We start from the raw sequence: 18,572 nt of genomic DNA, 5'->3' as shown, positions 1-18,572 counted from the left end.
AGGGCGGCTACCGCAAGGTCGCGGGCGCGGTGAAGCGGAACGTGGCCGGTATGGACGGCCGCTGGTTGGAGCTGACGAACGCCTGGGACCCGACGGAGGGCTCGGAGGCGCAGGTCACCGCCGAGTCGGGTGATGACCGAGTGCACGTCGACACGATCGAACCGCAGCGCGTTGAGGACCTCAGCAACGACGAGCGCTGTACGCGGAGTTGATGCGCCAGTACGGCGACAGTTCGCGCGAGCGCGGCGGCTGGGTGAACCTGCGCGGCCGGATCATGCACGAGGTGCGTTCAGCCCGGTACATGGAGGCTGACCGACGGCGGTTCTTCCTCAACGAGATCGTCGTCGGCGAGTCGGTGTTCGTGCTGCCGGAGGCGTGGGACTTCCAGGCCCGCCCCGATGACAGGTTGCGGCCGGGTGACGGGATCGCCCTGGGCTTCGACGGGTCGAAGTACCGCGACTCGACGGCGCTGATCGCTTGCCGCATTTCCGATGGGCACCTGGTCGAGATCCGGGTGTGGGAGCGACCAAAGGACGCCCGGGCGGATTGGCGGGTGCCGTCGGCGGAGGTCGACAAGGTCGTCAAGGACACGTTCGGCGCCTACAACGTGGCGGTGATGTTCGCCGACCCGTACCGGTGGCAGGACTACCTGGACGCGTGGTCGGCGCTGTGGCCGGACCGGATCGTGGAGTTCCCGACGAACGTGCAGCAGCGCATGGATAAGGCCATCGAGCGGTTCACTACGGCGTTCGGTGGCCGGGAGTTCACCCACGACGGCGGTGAGGCGTTGAGCCGGCACGCGAAGAACGCGGTGATCGTCAAGGGCGACCGGAAGCGGGCCGCCCGGGCGAGGACGAACTGATCACGACGCACTACCTGAAGCTCGCGAAGCGTGGCGACGGCATGTGGATCGACGCCGCGGTGGCCGCGGTGCTGGCCCGCACGGCTCGCGCGCACGCGATCGAGCACGGGTGGGCACCAAAACCCAACGTGGCGGCGCCAGTGGTGACCCTGACCGAGACCCGATCCGAAACGCACCACCTGTCTAACGCCGGCTTCTGACTGGAGGGAGGTTCCCGATGGCCGCTCCGACGAACGAGATCGGCTACGCCCAGTCGGCGACCGCCGCCGGGTCCGGGAACTGGTGGGCGTTCGACGACCAGGAGACGACACCGGAGCTGCGGTGGCCAGAGTCGGTGCAGGTGTACGAGCAGATGCGCCGGCAGGACTCGCAGGTGGCGAGCGTGCTGCGGGCGGTGACTCTGCCCGTGCGCCGCACCCCATGGCGGATCGACCCAGCCGGCGCTCGCGATGACGTCGTGCAGCTCATCGCGGAGGATCTCGGCCTGCCGGTCGTCGGACAGACCCCTCGGACGGTGCCGCGCATGCGAGACCGGTTCTCCTGGTCGGAGCACCTGCGGGAAGCCCTGCTGATGCTGCCGTTCGGCCACTCGTACTTCGAGCAGGTCTACCGGATTGTCGGCGGGCAAGTCCGGCTACGGAAACTGGCACCGCGGCTGCCGAAGACCATCGAGGACATCGAGGTGGCCCGGGACGGTGGTCTGATCTCGATCACCCAGTCCGGGGTGATGACCGGCGGGAAGCAGCAACCGATACCTGTCAGCCGTTTGGTGGCGTACGTCCACGACCGCGAAGGCGGCAACTGGCTCGGCTCGTCGCTGCTGCGACCCGCCTATAAGCACTGGCTCATCAAGGACCGGCTGCTGCGGGTGCAGGCGCAGACCATCGAGCGCAACGGCATGGGCATCCCGGTGTACGAGGGCGCCGAGGGCGAGACGGACCTCTCCAAGGGCTCCCGCATGGCGCAGGCGCTGCGCGCGGGTGACGCGGCCGGCGCGGCGACTCCGTTCGGCGCGAAGTTGCGTCTCGCGGCCCCTGAGGGCGAGCTGCCGGACGCCACCCCGCCGATCCGCTACCACGACGAGCAGATCGCCCGCGCCGTCCTGGCGCACTTCCTGAACCTGGGCACGCAGACCGGCAGCTGGGCGCTGGGGACGACGTTCGCCGACTTCTTCACGCTGTCGCTCCAGACCTTGGCGCAGCAGATCGCCGACACGGTCACCCAGCACGTCGTCGAGGACCTGGTCGACCTGAACTGGGGTGAGGCCGAGCCGGCTCCGCGGATCGTGTTCGACGAAATCGGCTCCCGCCAGGCGGCCACCGCCGCGGCGCTCAAGGCGCTCATCGAGGTCGGCGCGATCACCGTTGACGAGCGCCTCGACGAGTCGCTGCGCCAGCAGTACGGGCTCCCGCCGGCAGACCCCGCGACCGTTCGCGGACCCACCGAACTGACCCCACCGGCCACCGAGGAGACGTGATGCCGACGGACCTACTGACCCGGTTGGAGCAGCGACGTTCTCGCCCGGCAGCCCGGGAGTGGTACCGCATCCAGGCCGCTGACGGGGATTCGAAGACCGTCACGGTGCACATCTACGACGAGATCGGCATCTGGGGCACGACGGCCCGGGACTTCGCTCGCGAGCTGGGCAGCATCGACGCGCAGGCGATTGAGCTGCACCTGAACAGCCCAGGTGGCGACGCGTTCGACGGCATCGCGATCTACAACAGCCTTCGCGATCATCCGGCCACTGTCACGGTCATCGTGGACGGCCTTGCCGCCTCTGCGGCCTCCGTGATTGCGATGGCCGGCGACACCATCCGGATGAACGTCGGTGCGCAGATGATGATCCACGAGGCGTCCGGGGTGGTCATCGGCAACGCCGGGGACATGGCCGACTTCGCGTCCGTGCTCGGCAAGGCGTCCGATTCCATCGCCGCGACGTACGTGGCGAAGGCCGGCGGCACCGTGGCCGAGTGGCGTGAGGTGATGCGCGCCGAGACCTGGTACACCGCCGCCGAGGCGGTCGACGCCGGCCTCGCCGACGAACTGGTCGCGGGCGAGGCCGAACCGGTCGCGAAGGCGAACTGGGACCTCAAGGTCTTCGCCTACGCCTACGACGGCCGTGATGCCGCCCCGGACCCCACGATCCACCGTCGGCCGGCACCGACCCCGGTGACCGCCGCCGAAGCGGCTCGGCGCATACACGCTGCGGCCACGAAGACTCCCACCGCCGAAGCGGCGACTGGGCAAACGGAAGGAGGGTCCATGGACCCGGCAAAGATCCGAGAGGCGCTGGGTCTGTCGGCCGACGCCTCCGACGACCAGGTGTTCGCGGCCCTCACCGCGACCCGCGCGGTCACCCCGCCCGAGGCGCCGCAGTCGCCCACGGCTACCGCCCCTGCCCCACAGGTGGACGGCACGATGCAGATCGACGTCTCCGCGTGGCAGGCCCAGCAGGAGCGGCTGTCGCGCCTGGAAGCGGAGGCTGCTCGGCGGCGCCGCGACGAGCGGGACCAGGTGCTCGCCCAGGCGGTGCAGGACGGCAAGTTCGCGCCTGCCCGCACCGAGCACTGGACGCGACTGTGGGACGCCGACCCGGAGGGCACCCGCCAGGTCGTCGACAGTCTGGCGAAGAACGTCATCCCGGTCGCCGAGCTGGGCTACAGCGCCGACAGCGACGGCAGCGAGTTCGACGACGAGTTCGCGAAGTTCTTCCCGCCCGAGCCCACCCGGAAGGGGGCCTAGTCATGGCCGATTACCAGCCGATCGTCTCCGGCGGCGCGAAGCCGTGGACTGCCACCACCTCGGGTGCTGTGACCGGCGGCCGGGTCCTCGTCGAGTCCGGCAGCGGCACGGTCGCCCACGCCGGGGTTGAGGCCGCCGACGTGGTCGGGGTCGCAGCGTTCGACGCCGGCTCCGGCGCGAAGGTCACCGTGTGGCCGCTCGACGGAGTCATCCACGAGCTGGAGGCGTCGGGTGCCATCGCCACGGGCGCCGGCATCGTCACCGACGCCAACGGTCAGGTGAAGACAGCTCCGACGAGCATCGCCACCCAGGCCGCGCTCGGAACCCTCATCGGAACCGCGCTCACCACGGCCGCTGGTTCCCCCACGCTCAAGCTGCGCGTCCAGGGACGCCGCTAAACCCCGAGAGGAGTAAGCCATGCCCAACACCTACCCGGCACCGGCGCCCACCCTTTCGGGCGACACGCTGACCATCAGCAGGCTCTTGCAGAACCCGGCCTTCATCGGTCGTGTGCTGCGGACGTTCCGCGACCTGCGGTTCGTCTCCGACCAGATCCTCACCCAGCGGTTCCGCTCCAGCGGCGGCGCCGTGCTTTACGACCAGTCCGAGGCCATCGTTTCCGACCGTGCGGTCGAGGCGGTCGCGCCGGGCTCCGAGTACCCGTTCGCGGCTCTGCCCGGTGGCACCGCGGCGGTCGCGGCGATCGTTAAGTGGGGCCAGAAGCACCGTCTCACCGATGAGGAGATCGCCCGTAGCGTCTACGCCGGTCAGGCGATCTCGCGGAACATGCAGAAGGTCGTCAACTCGGTCATCAAGCAGGTCGACGCGGTGTCGATCGCGGCGGTCCAGTCCGCTGCGGCGGACACCGCCACGGCGGGGTCGTGGGACAACGCGACCGCCGCGAACCGCAAGCCGCTGGAAGACCTTCTCCTGGCGGTGCAGCGGGTTGAGGACCGCAACCAGGGATACCGGCCCGACACGCTGGTCGTGTCGCCCAAGGGCTACACCTACCTGATGCTCAACGACGCCATCGCGCAGCTGCGCCGCCGCGAGGCCACCGACAACCCCGTCTACACCGGCATGATCGAGACGATCGCCGGCCTCACGGTCATCAAGGCTCCGGCCCTGTCGACGACCGCGCTGGTGCTCGACTCGACGGCGCTCGGCGGTATGGCCGACGAGATGGACGGCGCTCCCGGCTACGCGGTCGCTGACCTCGGCGTGCAGGTGAAGTCGATTCGGAAGGACGACCTCGACGCCTGGGACCTTCAGGGCCGCCGCAAGACCGTCCCGGTCGTGCAGGAGACGGGCGCGGTGGAGGAGATCACGGGGGTGGTGAGCTGATGTCGCACCGGGTGGTTTCCGCGTACGCGACTCTTCGCGTGCCGAACGACCTCGGTCAGGAGGTTCTCGTCGGCTTTTATGAGAACGCCATCCTGCCCGCGGGTGTCAACCGGGACGACCTGGATCGACACGTCCGCAAGGGCATGGTCGTCAAGGAGTCCGCGACGGAGCCGGAGCGGAAGCCCGCCCCTGCCTCGCAGCCTCCGGGGGTGCCCAACGGCCGGTCGTCCCGGGAGGACTGGGCGGCCTACGCCACCACGAAGGGCGCGCCAGCTGAGGAGACCAAGGCGGTCGACGAGGGCGGCTTGTCCCGCGACGACCTGCGGGCGAAGTACGGGAGCTGAGTCATGGCGGACCTGTTCGAACTGGAGGACCTGCGGAAGCTGCTGCGGCTGTCGGTCGACGAGTTCGACAGTGACGCCGCTGGGATCGCACGTCGTCAAGCCGGTGGCTGGCTGTCCGATGCCACCGGCTTGATGACCTGGCCTGACCCGCTGCCGGAGCGGCTGTGGTCGTGGGGCATCGAGCTGGGCTCGATCGCCTACAACAACCCTGAGGGCGCGGAGTCGGAGCAGATCGACGACTACCGGGTGGTCAACGACGTTGACCGGCGGGAGGCCATTCTCGCCGCGGCTCGGGCGTCTTACCCTTCGTCGGTTCCCGGCGCGGGCCCGCAGTGGTCGTTCCCGCTTCCAGACTGGTCGTGGGGCCCGCAGGAGTACACGAGCCAAGGGGGCTGAGATGTCCCTAACCTCGACGCTTGCCCGTGGCCGGAGGGCCGCCGAGCGGCTGATGGTCGACCAGTGCGTCATCCGGCGTGACGCCGGGACGACGTACGACCCGGAGACGGGATACCCGACCCCGAGCACCACAGAGGTGTACGCCGGGAAGTGTCGGGTGCAGCAGGCTGGTGGTAGCGCCGCCGGCAGCGCCAGCGACCGGGATGTCGGTGAGGCGCTGCTGCTGGTGGTGCGGCTGGAAGTCCAATTGCCGATCTCGGCGGTCGGGTTGCAGGTCGATGACGTTGTCGAGGTGACCACGTCGGTGCACGACCCCGACCTGCCTGGTCGTCGGTTCCGGGTTCGCGACGTGTCGCACAAGACGCACGCCACGGCGCGCCGGTTGGGCTGCGAGGAGATCACGTCATGAAGGTGACAGTGACTGTGTCCGGGTTTGACGCCGTTGACGAGGCGCTGGAGCGGGCCGCGAAGGACGTGGTGCCCGAGGGCCGCAAGGTGGTTAGCAAGGGCGCACTCAACATCAAGAACGACTGGCGGCGTCGCTGGTCGGGGATCTCCTACGCTCCCGCGCTGCCCTACGCGGTCACGTACGACGTTCGGGCCAGTGGCACCCTCATCTCAGCCGAGGTCGGCCCCGACAAGGCGAAGCGGCAGGGCGCGCTGGGCAACATCATCGAGTTCGGTGCGCCAGCGCAGAACACGGTGCCGCAGCCTGGCGGTGCGCCGGCGCTGGCCGCTGAGGAGCCCCGTTTCCTGGCGGCGACGGAGAAGTTGGGCGTGGATCTGCTGGAGGGGCGGTGAGTGTCCAGGCGCACGCTGACGCGTTCCTGGCCCGCGCCCGATCCGCACCGGGAACGCCCGCGCTGGCGGTGTACGACGGCGTGGTACCGGACGTGCACGAGCCGGCGTACCTGGCGGTCTACCTGTACGCGGAGACACCGGAGTTGACCGATTCCCGGTCGATGCGGGGTGGGTCGGAGCGGTTCGTGATGCACGCCATCTGCCACGCGGTGGGCGGCAGCGCGTCGGCTGCCCGCGCGGTGTCCCAGCGCGGTCGGAGCGTGCTGCTGGATGCCGTGCTGACCGTTGCCGGCCGGCGGTGCTTCCCGATCCGCAGCGAGGGTTCGAACCCGGTGCTGCGTGATGAGTCCACGGGTGCCGCGGTGTTCGACCAGGCTGACCTGTACCGGTTCGAATCCGTGCCGGCCTGACCTCCGCCATCGGGCGGGAACCAACCATTGAAGGGGGCGCCCGATGGCGCTGATGACTGCTGTCCGCCCAACGGCGGCCGGGACGCTGACCCCGCCAAACGCGGTGTCGGCATCGGACACGATCTCGGCGAACGACCTCGGGTCGCGCGGCGCGTACCTGCTGGTGACGAACGGCGGTGGTTCGCCGATCACCGTCACCGTCTCCGACGCATCTCGTACGCCCGCCGGGAACGCGGGAACGACCACCGCGCAGTCGGTGGCCAACGGCACCACCAAGAGTTTCTACATCTCGCCGGCCGCCGTCGACTACACCACCAACGTCGTCACGGTGACCTACTCGGGGACCACGACGGTCACCTACCAGCTGCTGCCGCTGGGGGGCTGAGGGATGCCCGAGACCGAGTGGGTGTGGATGAGGCACCCGGGCGGCAGCGACGCGGCACCATTCACGCCGGACGCCGTCGAGTTCTGGCAGGCGCGCGGGTGGGAGCCGGTGGAGAAGCCGGCCGACCCGGACCCGACCGCTGAGCCGCATCGCGAGGCCCCCGTCGCGCCCGCTGAGCGGGCCACAGAGACCAGCACCGGCGCAACGCCGGTGCGGACCAAGCCCACCACCGCCGGCCGCCAGCGCGGCGCCGACGCACCCAAGGAGTGACCCGTGGCTGACATCCCCGTTGACGGCAACACCCGGGTCGCCTGGGTCCCCGCCATCGCCAACAAGGCCGCGCCGACCACGGCCGAGCTGAACGCTGGCATCCTGCTCCAGAACGTCATCACCGCCGACGGGCTGGTGGGGTTCGAGGCGGAGACCGCCGACGTCGACACCACCAGCCTGGCCAGCACCTTCAACACGCTGACCATCGGCCGGGACACGTTCTCCGGCACGATGCTGCGGCTGAAGAAGCAGGACGGCACGGACACCGCGTACAACACGCTGGTCCGGGGCGCGACCGGTCACGTCGTGGTCCGCCGGCACATCGCCGAGGCGACCGCGTGGACGGCGTCGCAGAAGGTGCAGGTGTTCCCGGTGATCTGCGGTCAGACCCGTGAGTTGGCCCCGGAGGCGAACACGGTCGCCCGCTATGAGGTGCCGACGAAGATCAACGCGGCTCCCGAACTGCGCGCCACCGTCGCCTGACCGACAGACCTGGGAGGCGGACCACCAGCCCCGGTCCGCCTCCCAGTGCCAACCCTGGGGCTGAAGGGGCTGGAGCAGAAACATGGACGTCAAGGAGCTACTCAAGGGAGCGCGGCTGCCCGAGGCGCAGGTGTCGTTGTGCCTGCGCGCCGATCTGGTGGCCGAGTACGAGCGAGTGCAGTCCGAGCACACGAAGGCGCAGAAGACCGCCGGCGACTCTCTCGCGGGGTCCGGTGGCGCCGTGCAGGCCCTCGACGACCGGCTGGCCGCGCTGCGCGAGGAGATGGCCGCCTCGACGCTGACGGTGACGCTGCGGGCGCTGCCGTCGCACCGCTACCAGCAGCTGCTCGACGAGCACCCGCCGCGCATCGTGGACGACGTCGTGGAACCGCGTGACCGGCTGGGCTTCAACGCCGACACGTTCTTCCTCGCACTCGCCCGCGCGTGCACCATCGCGCCGGTGCTGGATGACGAGGACTGGCAGGCGCTGGTCGGCGAAGACGGGAAGCTCACCGACGGCCAGGTCAGCAAGCTGTGCAACGCGGCCTACACCCTGAACCGCACGGGTGTCGATCTCCCTTTCTGATCCGCCGCCTCGCCTCCGAACCGGCGACCCTGGTACGCATCGAGACGGCCGAGCGGCTCGGCATCGCACCGCGCCGACTGGACGGCTGGGAGCCGGCCGAAACCACCACCTACGAGCACGACGGTGACGGCCGGCTGGTCAGGTCGGTGACCGTGCGGGAGCCGGAGTGGTCCGAGCAGGACCGGGCGTGGATGGCGGCGCTCGCCGCGCACCGCTCCGGTCGGTGCCCATCCTGCGGCGGTGACGCCGCCGTGTGCTGCGCCCCGGACGGAGACGGCGCGTTCGTGGTGCCCCCGCCAACAAGGTGTCACGTCACGACGGCGCTGGCGGTCGCGCAGGCGCAGTACCAGGACAGCCCGCAGCCGCAGGCGCTGCTCTGGCACGTGGAGAGGCGGTGAGCAGGTGGCGCGGACCGTCAAGGTCGACCTCGTCCTGGAGAACATGCGCTACGTGCGCGGCGCCCGGGAGGCAGCGCGAGAGACGAAGGTTGTCACCGACTCGGTGGACGACCTCGGCGAGGCCAGCGGAAAGGCCAGCAAGGAGACCGACCGCCTCGGCGGTGAGATGTCCGCCCTGGCCGCCGACGCCCGCCGGCTGGATCGGCAGATCGACGACACCACGCGCGGCATCCGCGAGTTGGCACGGGAGATCGCGCACACCAGCGATGCGGCGCAGCGGGCCGAGCTGAAGAAGAAGCTGGTCGGCGAGCAGCGCGGCCTCCGCGATCAGGTCAAGCTCCGCAAGTTGATCGACCTGCCCGACCTGGCGGCGATGGGCGAGGACGCCGCGGAAGGCTTCGGCGCGTCGTTCGTGACCCGGATCGGGCCGATCCTCGCCAAAGCCCCGCTCGGGCCGGTGGGTGTGACGCTCGGCGGGATCATCGCCGTACCCCTGGCCGCCACGGTCGGCGCGGCGGTGTCGGCGGGGATCCTCGGTGGTGTCGCTGGAGCGGGCATCATCGGCGGCGTTTCCCTGGCCGCGAAGGACGCCCGCGTTCAGGCCGCCGGCAAGCAGCTCGGCGCTGCTGTCATGGGTGACCTGGAGGCGTCGGCGACCCGCTTCGTCGACCCGACCATCCACGGCATCGGCATCATCCGGTCGGCCTGGGCGGACGTGGCCGACGACGTCGATGGGGTGTTCGCCGCCACGTCCCGCTACGTCGAGCCGTTGGCGCGGGGCGTCGGCGGGCTGATCCGCGAGATCGGGCCGGGGTTGCGGGAGGCTGCGGAAGCGGCCGGCCCGGTGGTGCGGGAGCTGTCCGATGGTCTGCCTCGGATCGGCTCGGCGATCGACGACTTGCTGGCCACGGCCGCCGACAACGCCGACGAGGCAGCCTCCGCGGTGCGTCTGTTGGTGATGGGGTTGGAGGGTGGCATCACCGCCGCCTCCAGCCTGGTCGATGGGCTCGGCACCCTGTACGGGGTGCTGGTCAACGTGGGTACGGCCTCGGCGGACTTCGCGGCGTCGTACACCGGCTGGATTCCGATCGTGGGTGACAAGATCGCCGACAACCGGGACCGGATGCACGAGCTGAAGGCCGCCCTGGACGAGGGCGGCACCGCGGGCGAGAACGCCGGCATGAAAATCTGGGGCGGCCTCGACAAGGTAGAGGCGAGCGCCGCTGAGGCCACCGTCGAAGTGGAGACCCTGTCGGAGGCGATCCGCCGGATGGCCGGCGAGAACATCACCGCCGAGCAGGCCAACATCCGACTGGAAGAGGCCATCGACCGCGCCACCGCCGCCGGCAAGGCGAACAACGACGGCATCGACGAGAACACGGCGAAGGGCCGGGAGAACCGGCAGGCGCTCATTGGCATCGCCGAGGCGGCGAACGCCAGCGCCGATGCCATCCTCGCGCAGACCGGGTCCCAGGCGTTGGCGTCGGCCGCCACGGATCGGGGCCGGGAGAAGTTCCTGGCGGCGGCCGGGGCGATGGGCGTCAGCAGGACGGCGGCGCGGCGACTCGCTGACCAACTGTTCGGGATTCCGGCGTCACGCAGCACCACGGTCACCGTCAACACCAAGCAGGCCGAGGCCGCCGTGTCGCGGATCAAGGCGCGGCTGTCGGAGATCTCCCGGCGCATCGGCGTCGACGTGGTGGTGAACGCCCGCTACGCGTCGTACGGAGGCGGGAAGGGCACCGGATCCGGTTACTCCACCGGGCAGCGGTGGGGTGGCGTCACCGAGTACGCGCAGACGGGTCTGCTGCGCGACGCCAGCATCTTCAACCCGGTCGCCGCCGGGGCCCGGTACGGCTTCGCGGAACCCGCGACCGGCGGGGAGGCGTTCATCCCGAAGTACGGGGACACGGACCGCTCCCGGGCGATCTGGGACTACGTCGGCCGGAACTGGCTCCGCATGCCCACCGCGTCCGTTGCGCGGCCAGCGGCGACCTCAGGCTCGACCATCAACCCGCTCGACATGGCCTCGGCGATCAGGTCGGCGCTGGTCGGGGTGTCCGTGCAAATGGACGGCCGGACTGTCGGCTACATCCAGGGCCGGGAGGCCGACCTCTACAGCAGATAGGAGTGCAGTGGTCACCTATCAGGTGCAGTTCGTTGACCAGGTGTCCTCGACGCCGGCGGTCCGATTGGACCTCAACACGGCGCCGTGGACGACCCGGGAGGGCACCGAGTTCGGACTCCCGGAGTTGCGTCGCGCGGTGGTGTCGTCGGTGCTGGTCGACGGAGACCGCTACCCCGCGGCGGCGTACGGCAACCGGACACTGTCGCTGCTGCTGCGGGTCGACGCGGGCGACGACGACGCCGAGGCGACGCAGCTGCAACGCCTCTACCGGGAGCTGGACCGCAAGGACAACGTCCTGCTGTTCCGGCCTGGCACCTCCGCGCCCGTGTACTTTCGCACGTTCCGCTGCGGCCCGGACCGCGTCCAGTGGGACCCGTTCACCAAGGAGGTGCGGGCGCAGGTCCCCGCCGAACCGTTCGCGGTTGGCCTCAAGGAGACGTTGTCGCAGGTGACGGTGCCTAACGACCCGTCCGAGGGCACCACGCTCAACGCGAACCCGTACTTCGAGACGAATGCCTCGGACTGGTCCGCCGTGGGCGGGTCCGTGGTCCGGTCCACGGCGCAGGCGCACCAGGGGTCGGCGTCGCTGCTGCTCACCCCGGACGGCGTGACGGCGAGCGTCGAGGCCCGGGCGACGGCCGTGTCCGCCAGCGTGGGCCAGCAGTTGCGGTCGCAGGCGTGGGTGCGGTGTGCGGTGGCCCGGTCGGTGGCGGTCGGTGTGATCTGGCGGGATGGGGCCAACGCCCCGTTGACCACCAGCACCAGCACGGTGCCCGTCGCCGCGAACACGTGGACCCTGATCGACACGTCCGCGACCGCCCCTGCCAGTACGGCGTTCGCGCAGCTGGTGGTGGGGATGGGCAGCACTCCGCCCGGCTCGAACACCCTGTACATCGACGAGGCGCGGCTGTTCGAGCCGGGCACCGGGCCCGCCATGTTCTTCGACATCGCGGGCGGTTCCATTCGGGGTGACGTGGAGACCCCGCTGTTCCTGTCGGTGCTGGCCGCCGATGTGGTGGTCACCGGCCGCCGGCAGTCGGCCATCGCGGTGCGCCGTCGGGGGACGCCGTCGGCGATGCCGCTGGTATTGCAGGCCGAGGCGATGAGCGTGGACGTCGACACCAGCGTCCAGACCGACAGCGCGATGTCCGGGTCGGGGGCGAACTTCGCCCGCACGACCTTCGCGGCTCCGGCTATGAATCGGCGGCTCTACCTGGTCAACGCTTTCCCGGCAACCCCAAGCGTGGACGCGCGGGGCACGTATCGCGTGTTCGCGCGGGTCCGCAAGTCGGTCAGCGGTGACGTGATCACGATGCGGTTGACGGCGTCGTATAACGGTGCCGCGTTCAACGGCGATACGGTGACGCTTCCGTCGGGCATCGAGCCGCGGTGGGTGGACCTCGGCTTGCTGCCGTACCCGGTCGGGTACGACCCGGTGACCGACGGCTACTCCGGCAGCACCCTGGCGGTGACGGGGTCGGCGCTGTCCGTCTGGGCAGCCCGGTCGTCGGGCTCCGGCAACCTGGACACCGACGCACTGCTGTTCGTGCCGGCCGATGATCGGTACTGCCAGGTGCAGTGGGCGCAGTGGACCGGCCCGACGTCGCTCGTGCTGGACTCCAGCGCCAACGCCGCCTACGGGGTCGGCGCGTCGGGTGAGCTGGCCCCGACCGAGTTAATGGAGTTGGCGGGTCTGCCGCCGATGGTCACCCCGGGGCAGGCCGCCCGGGTGGTGTTCGTGCAGGACGTGGGGTCGACGTCGTCCGGCGGGGACTCCCGTACCGGGTCGACGCGGATCACCCCGTACTACTGGCCGCGGTACCTGCACGTGCGGCCGGTGGCGTCATGAGCCTGCCGATCCCGCTGAGCATCCGCCTGCGCACCGCACGCGGGAATCTGAACGTCACCCGTGACGTGCGGGACCTGACGATGCGGTGGACGGACCCGGGCGGCTACCAGTCCTGCCAGGTGTCTCTCGATCGGCCGTTGCACCTCCAGCCCGACGAGGTGGCCTACTACGGTGACCTGACCGTGTTCGACGGCCGCAACGGCAACGTGGTCTGGGACGGCCGCCAGGAAGACCCGGGCCGGTCGGCGGGCGGGCAGGGCAGGGTGTGGGACATCGCCGCCGTCGGTGGGCAGTCACACACCCGGGACCGCACCGTGCCGCTGGTCTACGTCGACCAGCCGCTGGCCGGCATGGACCGGGTCGACAACGTCACCCCCGGCGGCACGGACACCGTGGGCGCCGACCCGGGCGACACCACCGGCATCCGGCAGTCGCTGGTGCTCCAGTTCCCGCAGGGCATCAGCGTCGCCACGAACTCCCGCATCGCTGTCCGCTACCTCGGGCTGCAACGCGCCGGGCAGAAGCTGGCCCGGGTGGACTACACCTGGCGGGCCGGACGGACGGACGCCGTGTTCCAGGTGCAGGCGGTGGCCCGTACTGACGGTTCGCTGGCCAGCGGTGACAACGCCCGCAGCGACAACTGGAACACCGCTGGTGGCGGGTCCTCGCCGAGGGTCATCGTCACGAACTGGGCATCGGGGCGGACCACGGTCGACTTCCGGGTCATCTACTCGGGGGCTGGCGGCACCATCAGCAACGACCTGCACTGGGCCAGCTTCTCCAACCCGGTCGTCATGGCCACCCGCTACACAGCAGCCGGAGCGGAGCAGCTTACCGCCGCCTCGTACCCGAACAACTACGTGCTGGCGTCCGAGGTGGTGGCGGACTTGCTGGGCCGGTTGCTGCCGCGCTTCGACGGGGCGACGGCCACGATCGCCGCCACGTCGCACCAGATCGACCAGATGGCGTACCCGGACGGGGTGCAGCCGGCGCGGGTGCTGGAGGATCTGCTGGCCCTGGAGTCGGGGTTCACCTGGCGGGCGTGGGAGCGAGGCGCGAACGGCCTGTACCGCTTCGAGTTCGTCCCGGTCCCGGCCACGGTCAGGTACGAGGCGGACGCGGTCGACGGGTACGACAGCCAGGGCTCCGCCGACGGCCTGTACAACGCGGTGTCGGTGCGGTGGCGCGACAGCAAGGGCGTTCCGCAGATCACCGTCCGCACCTCGACGGTGCCGGCCCTGACCGACGCCGGACTCACCCGGCAGGGCTCCATCGACCTCGGGTCCGACGTCGGCTCCCTCGCGGCGGCGCAGCGGGCCGGTGACCAGTGGCTGGCCGATCGTCGGTACGCGCCGAACGCGGGTCGGCTCCGCATCGCCCGGCCGATCCTGGATCTCCAGACCGGGCGGATGGTGATGCCGTGGGAGATCCGCCCCGGGCTGATCCGGGTGCGCGGCATCCTGCCCCGCCCCGACGCGCTCAACGCCACGAGCCGGGACGGGGTGACCGTGTTCCGGATCGTCGGCGGCGAGTTCCGGGCGTCCGACGCCGCAGTGACGTTGGACCTGGATTCGTACGCCCCGTCGACCGTCCAGCAGCTTGCCGACACCCGGCAGGCCGTGGCCCGTATCCGCAGGTGAGGAGGGCGCATGTCTGACGATCCGCAGCCGCTGTACACCCTGGAGCAGGCGCAGCAGATCCTGAAGCGCCGCCAGTGCGAGGCCACGCAGCACCTGCTGGTGCCGGTGGACGGGTCGGCGTGCGTCCTGCGCTGCGGGGCCTGCGAGAACACCTTCGACCTGGTCCTGAGGGAGGCATCGTGACCCGAGCCCAGTACGAGGCATGGCAGCGCGACGGTGAGCCGTTCCGGCTGATGACCCCAGCCGATGACCTGCTCGACCAGCTGCGGGCCCACGGCTACACGGTCTACGCGATCGGCAACGAGTCGCACATGCTGGCCAGCCCGGCGGAGGACCACACCCCCTTCAGCCAAACAGGGTGGCCGGGCACCGCCAAGTACGGCGTCGGGTACGCCATCGACATCATGCCGCCCAAGGCGGGTCAGAAGTCGAAGCTCGACGGGAAGCCGCTGCCCAGCCTCCAGCAGCTCGGCGCGCAGCTGGTCGCCGACCGCAAGGCGGGCGTGCCCGGGATCTCCTGGTTGAAGTACATCAACTGGGAGCCGGAGCGGAACAACGGCGGGCCCTGCTACCAGGACTCGTGGAAGCCGAACTACGCCCGGCGGTCGAGCACCGACCGGGGTCACATCCATGCGTCTGGGCGGACCGGCATGGAGTCCAGCACCGTGGCCCGGGGCTATGACCCGGTGGCCCGAATCCGAGGGGAAGACGACATGGACAGCGCCCAGGATGCACGGTTGAAGCGGGTCGAGACGGACCTCGCCTGGCTGCGCGACTTCGCGAACCGCGCCCTCAACGGGCAGACCCAGACGGCCGACGGGAAGAACATCGAGCTGGGGAAGTGGATCGCCGAGGGGCAGCGCGACCGCAAGGCCATCCTCGCCGCGCTGGCCCAGCTCGCCGGCCGGGACTTCACCGACGAGCCGGCAATCATCCAGGGCGTACTGGCCGGACTGACCCCGGAGGCCATCGCTGCGGCGATCCCGGCCGCGCTCACCAAGCAGGTGGCCGAGGAGCTGGCCCGCCGCCTGGTCGCCTGATGCGCAGGCGGGCCGCGCAGCTACGCCACCGCGTCGGCCGCCGCGGCGCCGCCCTGCTGATCTTTGCTGCCCTGGACACCGGCTACGCGCTACGCCTGGCCACCGCCCGCCCGGTCGAACAGACCATCTACGGCTGGCTCGACGGGCCACTGCCCCTGTGGACGTGGGGACTGGCGTGGCTGGCCATCGCCGCGGTCTGCACGGCCGGCGCATGGCGTGGCCGCGACAGGGTCGCGTTCACGGCGGCGATCAGCGTCAAGGTGCTCTGGTGCTCCCTGTACCTGTCGGGCTGGCTACTCGGTGAGGTCGCAGACGGCTGGATGTCGGTCTTGTTCTGGGGGGCGTTCGCGGTCGTCGTGTGGCTGATCGCGGGGTGGCCGGAGCCCGTCAACGGAGAGGGGCGGCCCGCGTGGACCCCACCCTTGCAGTGATCGTCCTCGCGGCGGCGTCCGGCGGCATCGATCTGACGAACGTGCTGGTCGGATTACTGTCCGGCCTCGCGGTGGTGGCAGCCAGCTACATCACCAACCGGGTCGCTGGGCGGGCGCAGCGCGACTCGGCGATGCTGGAGTGGGCGAAGCAGTTGCAGGCCAGCGAGCAGGCGGCCCGCAAGGAAGCCCGCGAGTCCGACGACCGGGCGGAACGTATCAAGGACGAGGCCGACGCGGATGTGCAGCGGCTACGTAGCCAGCTCGACGAACTGCACATCCAGTTGCAGATGGCCACCGCGGCGACCGCGAAGCTCACCGACACGCTGATCTCGGTGGCGTCGGAGGTGTGGCGTCCGGAGCCGGACATTCCGGCGTTGCGCCGGCTGGTGGGTCGCCCATCGGCGCCGGGCATCAACGGGCGGGCGGGGTAGTCACAGCGCCCCCGGTTGGCGTATCCGCCAGCGGCCGTGCTTCTCACCATCCGCGTACACCCGGGCCACCTCGGCCCGGGCCTGGGCCTCGTCAGGCCACACCACGACCTGCGTCTCCGCCTCGGCGGGCGCGTTCAGTCGCACTTCCCAGCCCGTGCCGTCCATCCGCAAGCCTGACCAGGGCGAGCGGCAGGTGCGGGTCGTCGCCGTACAACCAGCCCGCCTCGCGGAGCTGCGGAAACCCAGCCATGACCACACCCTAGGAGACCCAGTGAAGCTGTTCGGCCGCGAGCCTGCCCTGATCATCGGCGCCGTCGGCGCCGCGCTCACCGTGCTCGCCTCCCTCAGCGTCCCCGGCATCGACGCCGGAGCCGCCGCCGCGATCACCGCGTTCGTCGCGGCGGGCATCATCGCGCTCACCACCCGACCGTGGGCTCCGGCCCTGTTCACCGGTGTCGTCGCCGCCGGGTCGGCGCTGGTCGCCGAGTACGGCATGAACGTCCCGGACGGTGTGACCGGTGCGCTGTCGGCGGCGGTGCTGGCCGGGTTCGCCCTGTTCGGCATCCGCCCTCAGGTGGAGCCCAAGGCGTAGCTCCACCCTCCCCGCATCGCACAGCGCCCCCTGCTCGGCCTCACGGCTGGGCAGGGGGCGCTGCTTGCTGTCTGGGGTCAGCGCTGATCGAACGACGACTCCGTAACCAGCCAGCTGCCGTCCTTCTCCAAGTTCACCTTGCACCGGTAGTCGCCTCGAACGAGCGCCCCGAACCCGTTCTCCGCGTCCACCTCGCCGGTCACCTCGTAGTAGCTACCGAAGTTCCCGTCTTCGCTGGCCACCGTGACATCGTCGGCGTACTTCGCTGTTGCAGGCGACTTCAGCTTCGCGGAGACCGCTGTCTGGCACTGCTCGACGGCGTTGTCCTCGTCGCTGGGCATCAACGCGTACGCGGTCCCGCCGGCGATGGCGAGGACGACGAGCACCGCAGCGGCGATCCACAGCCACCTGCGGGCCGTCGGCCGTGACGGTGCGGGGGCGGGTTCGTCGGTGCGCTGCGCGGGCGTGGCCTGCTGAGGGATGTGCGCCTGGTCGTCGCGCGGATCGAGGGGGAGGGTCATGCCGGGCACCGTATCGACCAGCGGCAACGAGACAAGGCGATCGTCGGGTAGGTGACGGCGGATCTGACCAAGAAGCGCGCCCTCCTGGCCGTGTGGCCGGGCAGCAGGGCTGACTCATCGGCGGGCATGTGCGACAGTGGATGCGTGATGACCCTGACGACTCCGCCCGCCAAGCAGCGCGATGTCGACGCGGCGCTCGCCGACCCGGCCCGCGTCGAGCGGTCCAGGGCCGACCACACCGAGGGCCTGCGCAAGCTGGCCACCGCCGTCGAGGTCGCCATCGGCCGCGGCGCCACCCGTGAGGAAATCCTCGCCGTAGTGACCCGAGCCGCCGACGAGCTGGCCCAGTCCTCGACGCTCGCGGCGACCGCCCGCGCCCGCGTGCACGACGGCATCGACACCTACTGACGCAGATACGCCGCGGCCCCCACCAGCACGGTGGGGGCCGCTCTGCTGTTTCAGGCGGTGTACTTGCCGCCGTCGAGCTTGCGGAGCCGGCCGTCGTCGTCAGCGGCGTACTTCGCCACCCACTTGTTGACCGTCTTCATGGACACCGTGACGCCACGCTCGGCCAGCTTGCGCTGCATCTCCGTCGGGCCGATGCCCTCCGGCCCGGCCTCCCGCGCCACCTCGATCAGCAGCTCCGGCCGCCACCCCTCCCCGTCCTGCTCGGCCGGACGGAGGTCGGCGACCAGCGACCCGAACACGTCGTCGAGCTGGTCCTTCGGCATCTGCGACACCTCCGACCGGGCAGCCATCCGCCGCAGCCCTTCCCGGGCCTTGGCCCGCTGGGCATCCCGGTCGGCAGGCGTGGTCGGCGCCTCCACCTCCACCGCGACGGGCGAGGACGCAACAGTGCGGGTGGGACCACTGGGCTGGGTCGGTGCGGTGACCGGCGGCGGCTGCTCCGCCAAGG

General features: G+C 70.6%; 28 protein-coding genes and 1 pseudogene. 26 read left to right on the top strand and 3 right to left on the bottom strand.

The window, feature by feature from the left end:
• The 24 genes from JM949_RS21800 to JM949_RS21685 form a co-directional block, all read left to right on the top strand.
• Window positions 1–212, top strand: a 212-nt coding sequence (locus JM949_RS21800; RefSeq protein ID WP_238433638.1) for a hypothetical protein, incomplete at its 5' end; no start/stop codon positions are given.
• Complete coding sequence (locus JM949_RS21795; RefSeq protein ID WP_203150229.1) at window positions 212–862, top strand: hypothetical protein; 651 nt, start codon at window positions 212–214, stop codon at window positions 860–862. The genes JM949_RS21800 and JM949_RS21795, both read left to right, overlap by 1 nt.
• Window positions 863–903: 41 nt before the next feature.
• Complete coding sequence (locus tag JM949_RS21790) at window positions 904–1,062, top strand: hypothetical protein (RefSeq protein WP_203150228.1); 159 nt, start codon at window positions 904–906, stop codon at window positions 1,060–1,062.
• A gap of 17 nt (window positions 1,063–1,079) precedes the next feature.
• Window positions 1,080–2,339: a phage portal protein family protein gene (locus JM949_RS21785; protein WP_203150227.1), complete on the top strand. Its 1,260-nt coding sequence runs from the start codon at window positions 1,080–1,082 to the stop codon at window positions 2,337–2,339.
• Window positions 2,339–3,607: a head maturation protease, ClpP-related gene (locus JM949_RS21780; RefSeq protein ID WP_203150226.1), complete on the top strand. Its 1,269-nt coding sequence runs from the start codon at window positions 2,339–2,341 to the stop codon at window positions 3,605–3,607. Before JM949_RS21785 ends, JM949_RS21780 begins: the two co-directional genes overlap by 1 nt.
• A gap of 2 nt (window positions 3,608–3,609) precedes the next feature.
• Complete coding sequence (locus tag JM949_RS21775) at window positions 3,610–4,005, top strand: capsid cement protein (protein WP_203150225.1); 396 nt, start codon at window positions 3,610–3,612, stop codon at window positions 4,003–4,005.
• A 19-nt stretch (window positions 4,006–4,024) separates the two neighbouring features.
• Window positions 4,025–4,951, top strand: coding sequence for a phage major capsid protein (locus tag JM949_RS21770; protein WP_203150224.1), 927 nt, complete (start codon window positions 4,025–4,027; stop codon window positions 4,949–4,951).
• A complete protein-coding gene (locus tag JM949_RS21765; protein ID WP_203150223.1) occupies window positions 4,951–5,295 on the top strand; it encodes a hypothetical protein in 345 nt (114 codons plus the stop codon). The genes JM949_RS21770 and JM949_RS21765 overlap by 1 nt, the downstream gene beginning before the upstream one ends.
• 3 nt (window positions 5,296–5,298) lie before the next feature.
• On the top strand, window positions 5,299–5,691 hold the full coding sequence (locus JM949_RS21760; protein ID WP_203150222.1) for a hypothetical protein: 393 nt from the start codon (window positions 5,299–5,301) through the stop codon (window positions 5,689–5,691).
• Between the two features lies 1 nt (window position 5,692).
• Complete coding sequence (locus JM949_RS21755; RefSeq protein WP_203150221.1) at window positions 5,693–6,100, top strand: DUF6093 family protein; 408 nt, start codon at window positions 5,693–5,695, stop codon at window positions 6,098–6,100.
• Window positions 6,097–6,492, top strand: a complete 396-nt coding sequence (locus JM949_RS21750; protein ID WP_203150220.1) for a hypothetical protein — start codon at window positions 6,097–6,099, stop codon at window positions 6,490–6,492. The genes JM949_RS21755 and JM949_RS21750 overlap by 4 nt, the downstream gene beginning before the upstream one ends.
• On the top strand, window positions 6,489–6,902 hold the full coding sequence (locus JM949_RS21745; protein ID WP_203150219.1) for a hypothetical protein: 414 nt from the start codon (window positions 6,489–6,491) through the stop codon (window positions 6,900–6,902). Before JM949_RS21750 ends, JM949_RS21745 begins: the two co-directional genes overlap by 4 nt.
• A gap of 52 nt (window positions 6,903–6,954) precedes the next feature.
• On the top strand, window positions 6,955–7,287 hold the full coding sequence (locus JM949_RS21740) for a hypothetical protein (RefSeq protein WP_203150218.1): 333 nt from the start codon (window positions 6,955–6,957) through the stop codon (window positions 7,285–7,287).
• A 3-nt stretch (window positions 7,288–7,290) separates the two neighbouring features.
• Window positions 7,291–7,557, top strand: coding sequence for a hypothetical protein (locus JM949_RS21735; RefSeq protein ID WP_203150217.1), 267 nt, complete (start codon window positions 7,291–7,293; stop codon window positions 7,555–7,557).
• Between the two features lie 3 nt (window positions 7,558–7,560).
• Entirely contained in the window at window positions 7,561–8,040 is a 480-nt protein-coding gene (locus JM949_RS21730; RefSeq protein WP_203150216.1) for a phage tail tube protein, read from the top strand.
• Between the two features lie 82 nt (window positions 8,041–8,122).
• On the top strand, window positions 8,123–8,626 hold the full coding sequence (locus tag JM949_RS21725; RefSeq protein ID WP_203150215.1) for a hypothetical protein: 504 nt from the start codon (window positions 8,123–8,125) through the stop codon (window positions 8,624–8,626).
• Window positions 8,575–9,024, top strand: a complete 450-nt coding sequence (locus JM949_RS21720) for a hypothetical protein (RefSeq protein WP_203150214.1) — start codon at window positions 8,575–8,577, stop codon at window positions 9,022–9,024. The genes JM949_RS21725 and JM949_RS21720 overlap by 52 nt, the downstream gene beginning before the upstream one ends.
• Window positions 9,025–9,028: 4 nt before the next feature.
• Entirely contained in the window at window positions 9,029–11,152 is a 2,124-nt protein-coding gene (locus tag JM949_RS21715; RefSeq protein ID WP_203150213.1) for a coiled-coil domain-containing protein, read from the top strand.
• Between the two features lie 7 nt (window positions 11,153–11,159).
• Window positions 11,160–13,001 (top strand): hypothetical protein, encoded by a 1,842-nt coding sequence (locus tag JM949_RS21710; protein WP_203150212.1) that lies wholly within the window; start codon window positions 11,160–11,162, stop codon window positions 12,999–13,001.
• Entirely contained in the window at window positions 12,998–14,641 is a 1,644-nt protein-coding gene (locus JM949_RS21705; RefSeq protein ID WP_203150211.1) for a hypothetical protein, read from the top strand. The genes JM949_RS21710 and JM949_RS21705 overlap by 4 nt, the downstream gene beginning before the upstream one ends.
• 9 nt (window positions 14,642–14,650) lie before the next feature.
• A complete protein-coding gene (locus JM949_RS21700; protein ID WP_203150210.1) occupies window positions 14,651–14,824 on the top strand; it encodes a hypothetical protein in 174 nt (57 codons plus the stop codon).
• A complete protein-coding gene (locus tag JM949_RS21695; protein WP_203150209.1) occupies window positions 14,821–15,681 on the top strand; it encodes a hypothetical protein in 861 nt (286 codons plus the stop codon). Before JM949_RS21700 ends, JM949_RS21695 begins: the two co-directional genes overlap by 4 nt.
• Window positions 15,681–16,112 (top strand): hypothetical protein, encoded by a 432-nt coding sequence (locus tag JM949_RS21690; protein ID WP_203150208.1) that lies wholly within the window; start codon window positions 15,681–15,683, stop codon window positions 16,110–16,112. Before JM949_RS21695 ends, JM949_RS21690 begins: the two co-directional genes overlap by 1 nt.
• Complete coding sequence (locus JM949_RS21685; protein ID WP_203150207.1) at window positions 16,091–16,543, top strand: hypothetical protein; 453 nt, start codon at window positions 16,091–16,093, stop codon at window positions 16,541–16,543. Before JM949_RS21690 ends, JM949_RS21685 begins: the two co-directional genes overlap by 22 nt.
• On the opposite strand, the gene JM949_RS21680 is transcribed toward JM949_RS21685, so the two are convergent.
• On the bottom strand, window positions 16,544–16,687 hold the full coding sequence (locus JM949_RS21680; RefSeq protein ID WP_203150206.1) for a hypothetical protein: 144 nt from the start codon (window positions 16,685–16,687) through the stop codon (window positions 16,544–16,546).
• Window positions 16,688–16,814: 127 nt separating this feature from the next.
• Here JM949_RS21680 and JM949_RS21675 point away from each other — a divergent pair, with 127 nt between their 5' ends.
• Window positions 16,815–17,135 (top strand): hypothetical protein, encoded by a 321-nt coding sequence (locus tag JM949_RS21675; RefSeq protein WP_203150205.1) that lies wholly within the window; start codon window positions 16,815–16,817, stop codon window positions 17,133–17,135.
• A gap of 77 nt (window positions 17,136–17,212) precedes the next feature.
• Here JM949_RS21675 and JM949_RS21670 read toward each other — a convergent pair whose 3' ends face one another.
• The gene (locus JM949_RS21670; RefSeq protein ID WP_203150204.1) at window positions 17,213–17,656 is read right to left on the bottom strand and encodes a hypothetical protein; all 444 of its coding nucleotides are present in this window, start codon (window positions 17,654–17,656) and stop codon (window positions 17,213–17,215) included.
• A gap of 51 nt (window positions 17,657–17,707) precedes the next feature.
• On the opposite strand from JM949_RS21670, the gene JM949_RS21665 reads away from it, so the two are divergent.
• The gene (locus tag JM949_RS21665; RefSeq protein ID WP_203150203.1) at window positions 17,708–18,064 is read left to right on the top strand and encodes a hypothetical protein; all 357 of its coding nucleotides are present in this window, start codon (window positions 17,708–17,710) and stop codon (window positions 18,062–18,064) included.
• Window positions 18,065–18,114: 50 nt separating this feature from the next.
• Here JM949_RS21665 and JM949_RS21660 read toward each other — a convergent pair.
• A pseudogene (locus JM949_RS21660) lies at window positions 18,115–18,572 on the bottom strand (hypothetical protein); the annotation flags it as partial.

Source organism: Micromonospora tarensis, assembly GCF_016803395.1.
Taxonomy (GTDB): Bacteria; Actinomycetota; Actinomycetes; order Mycobacteriales; family Micromonosporaceae; genus Micromonospora; species Micromonospora tarensis.
This window is presented reverse-complemented; position numbering and strand designations above follow the sequence as displayed.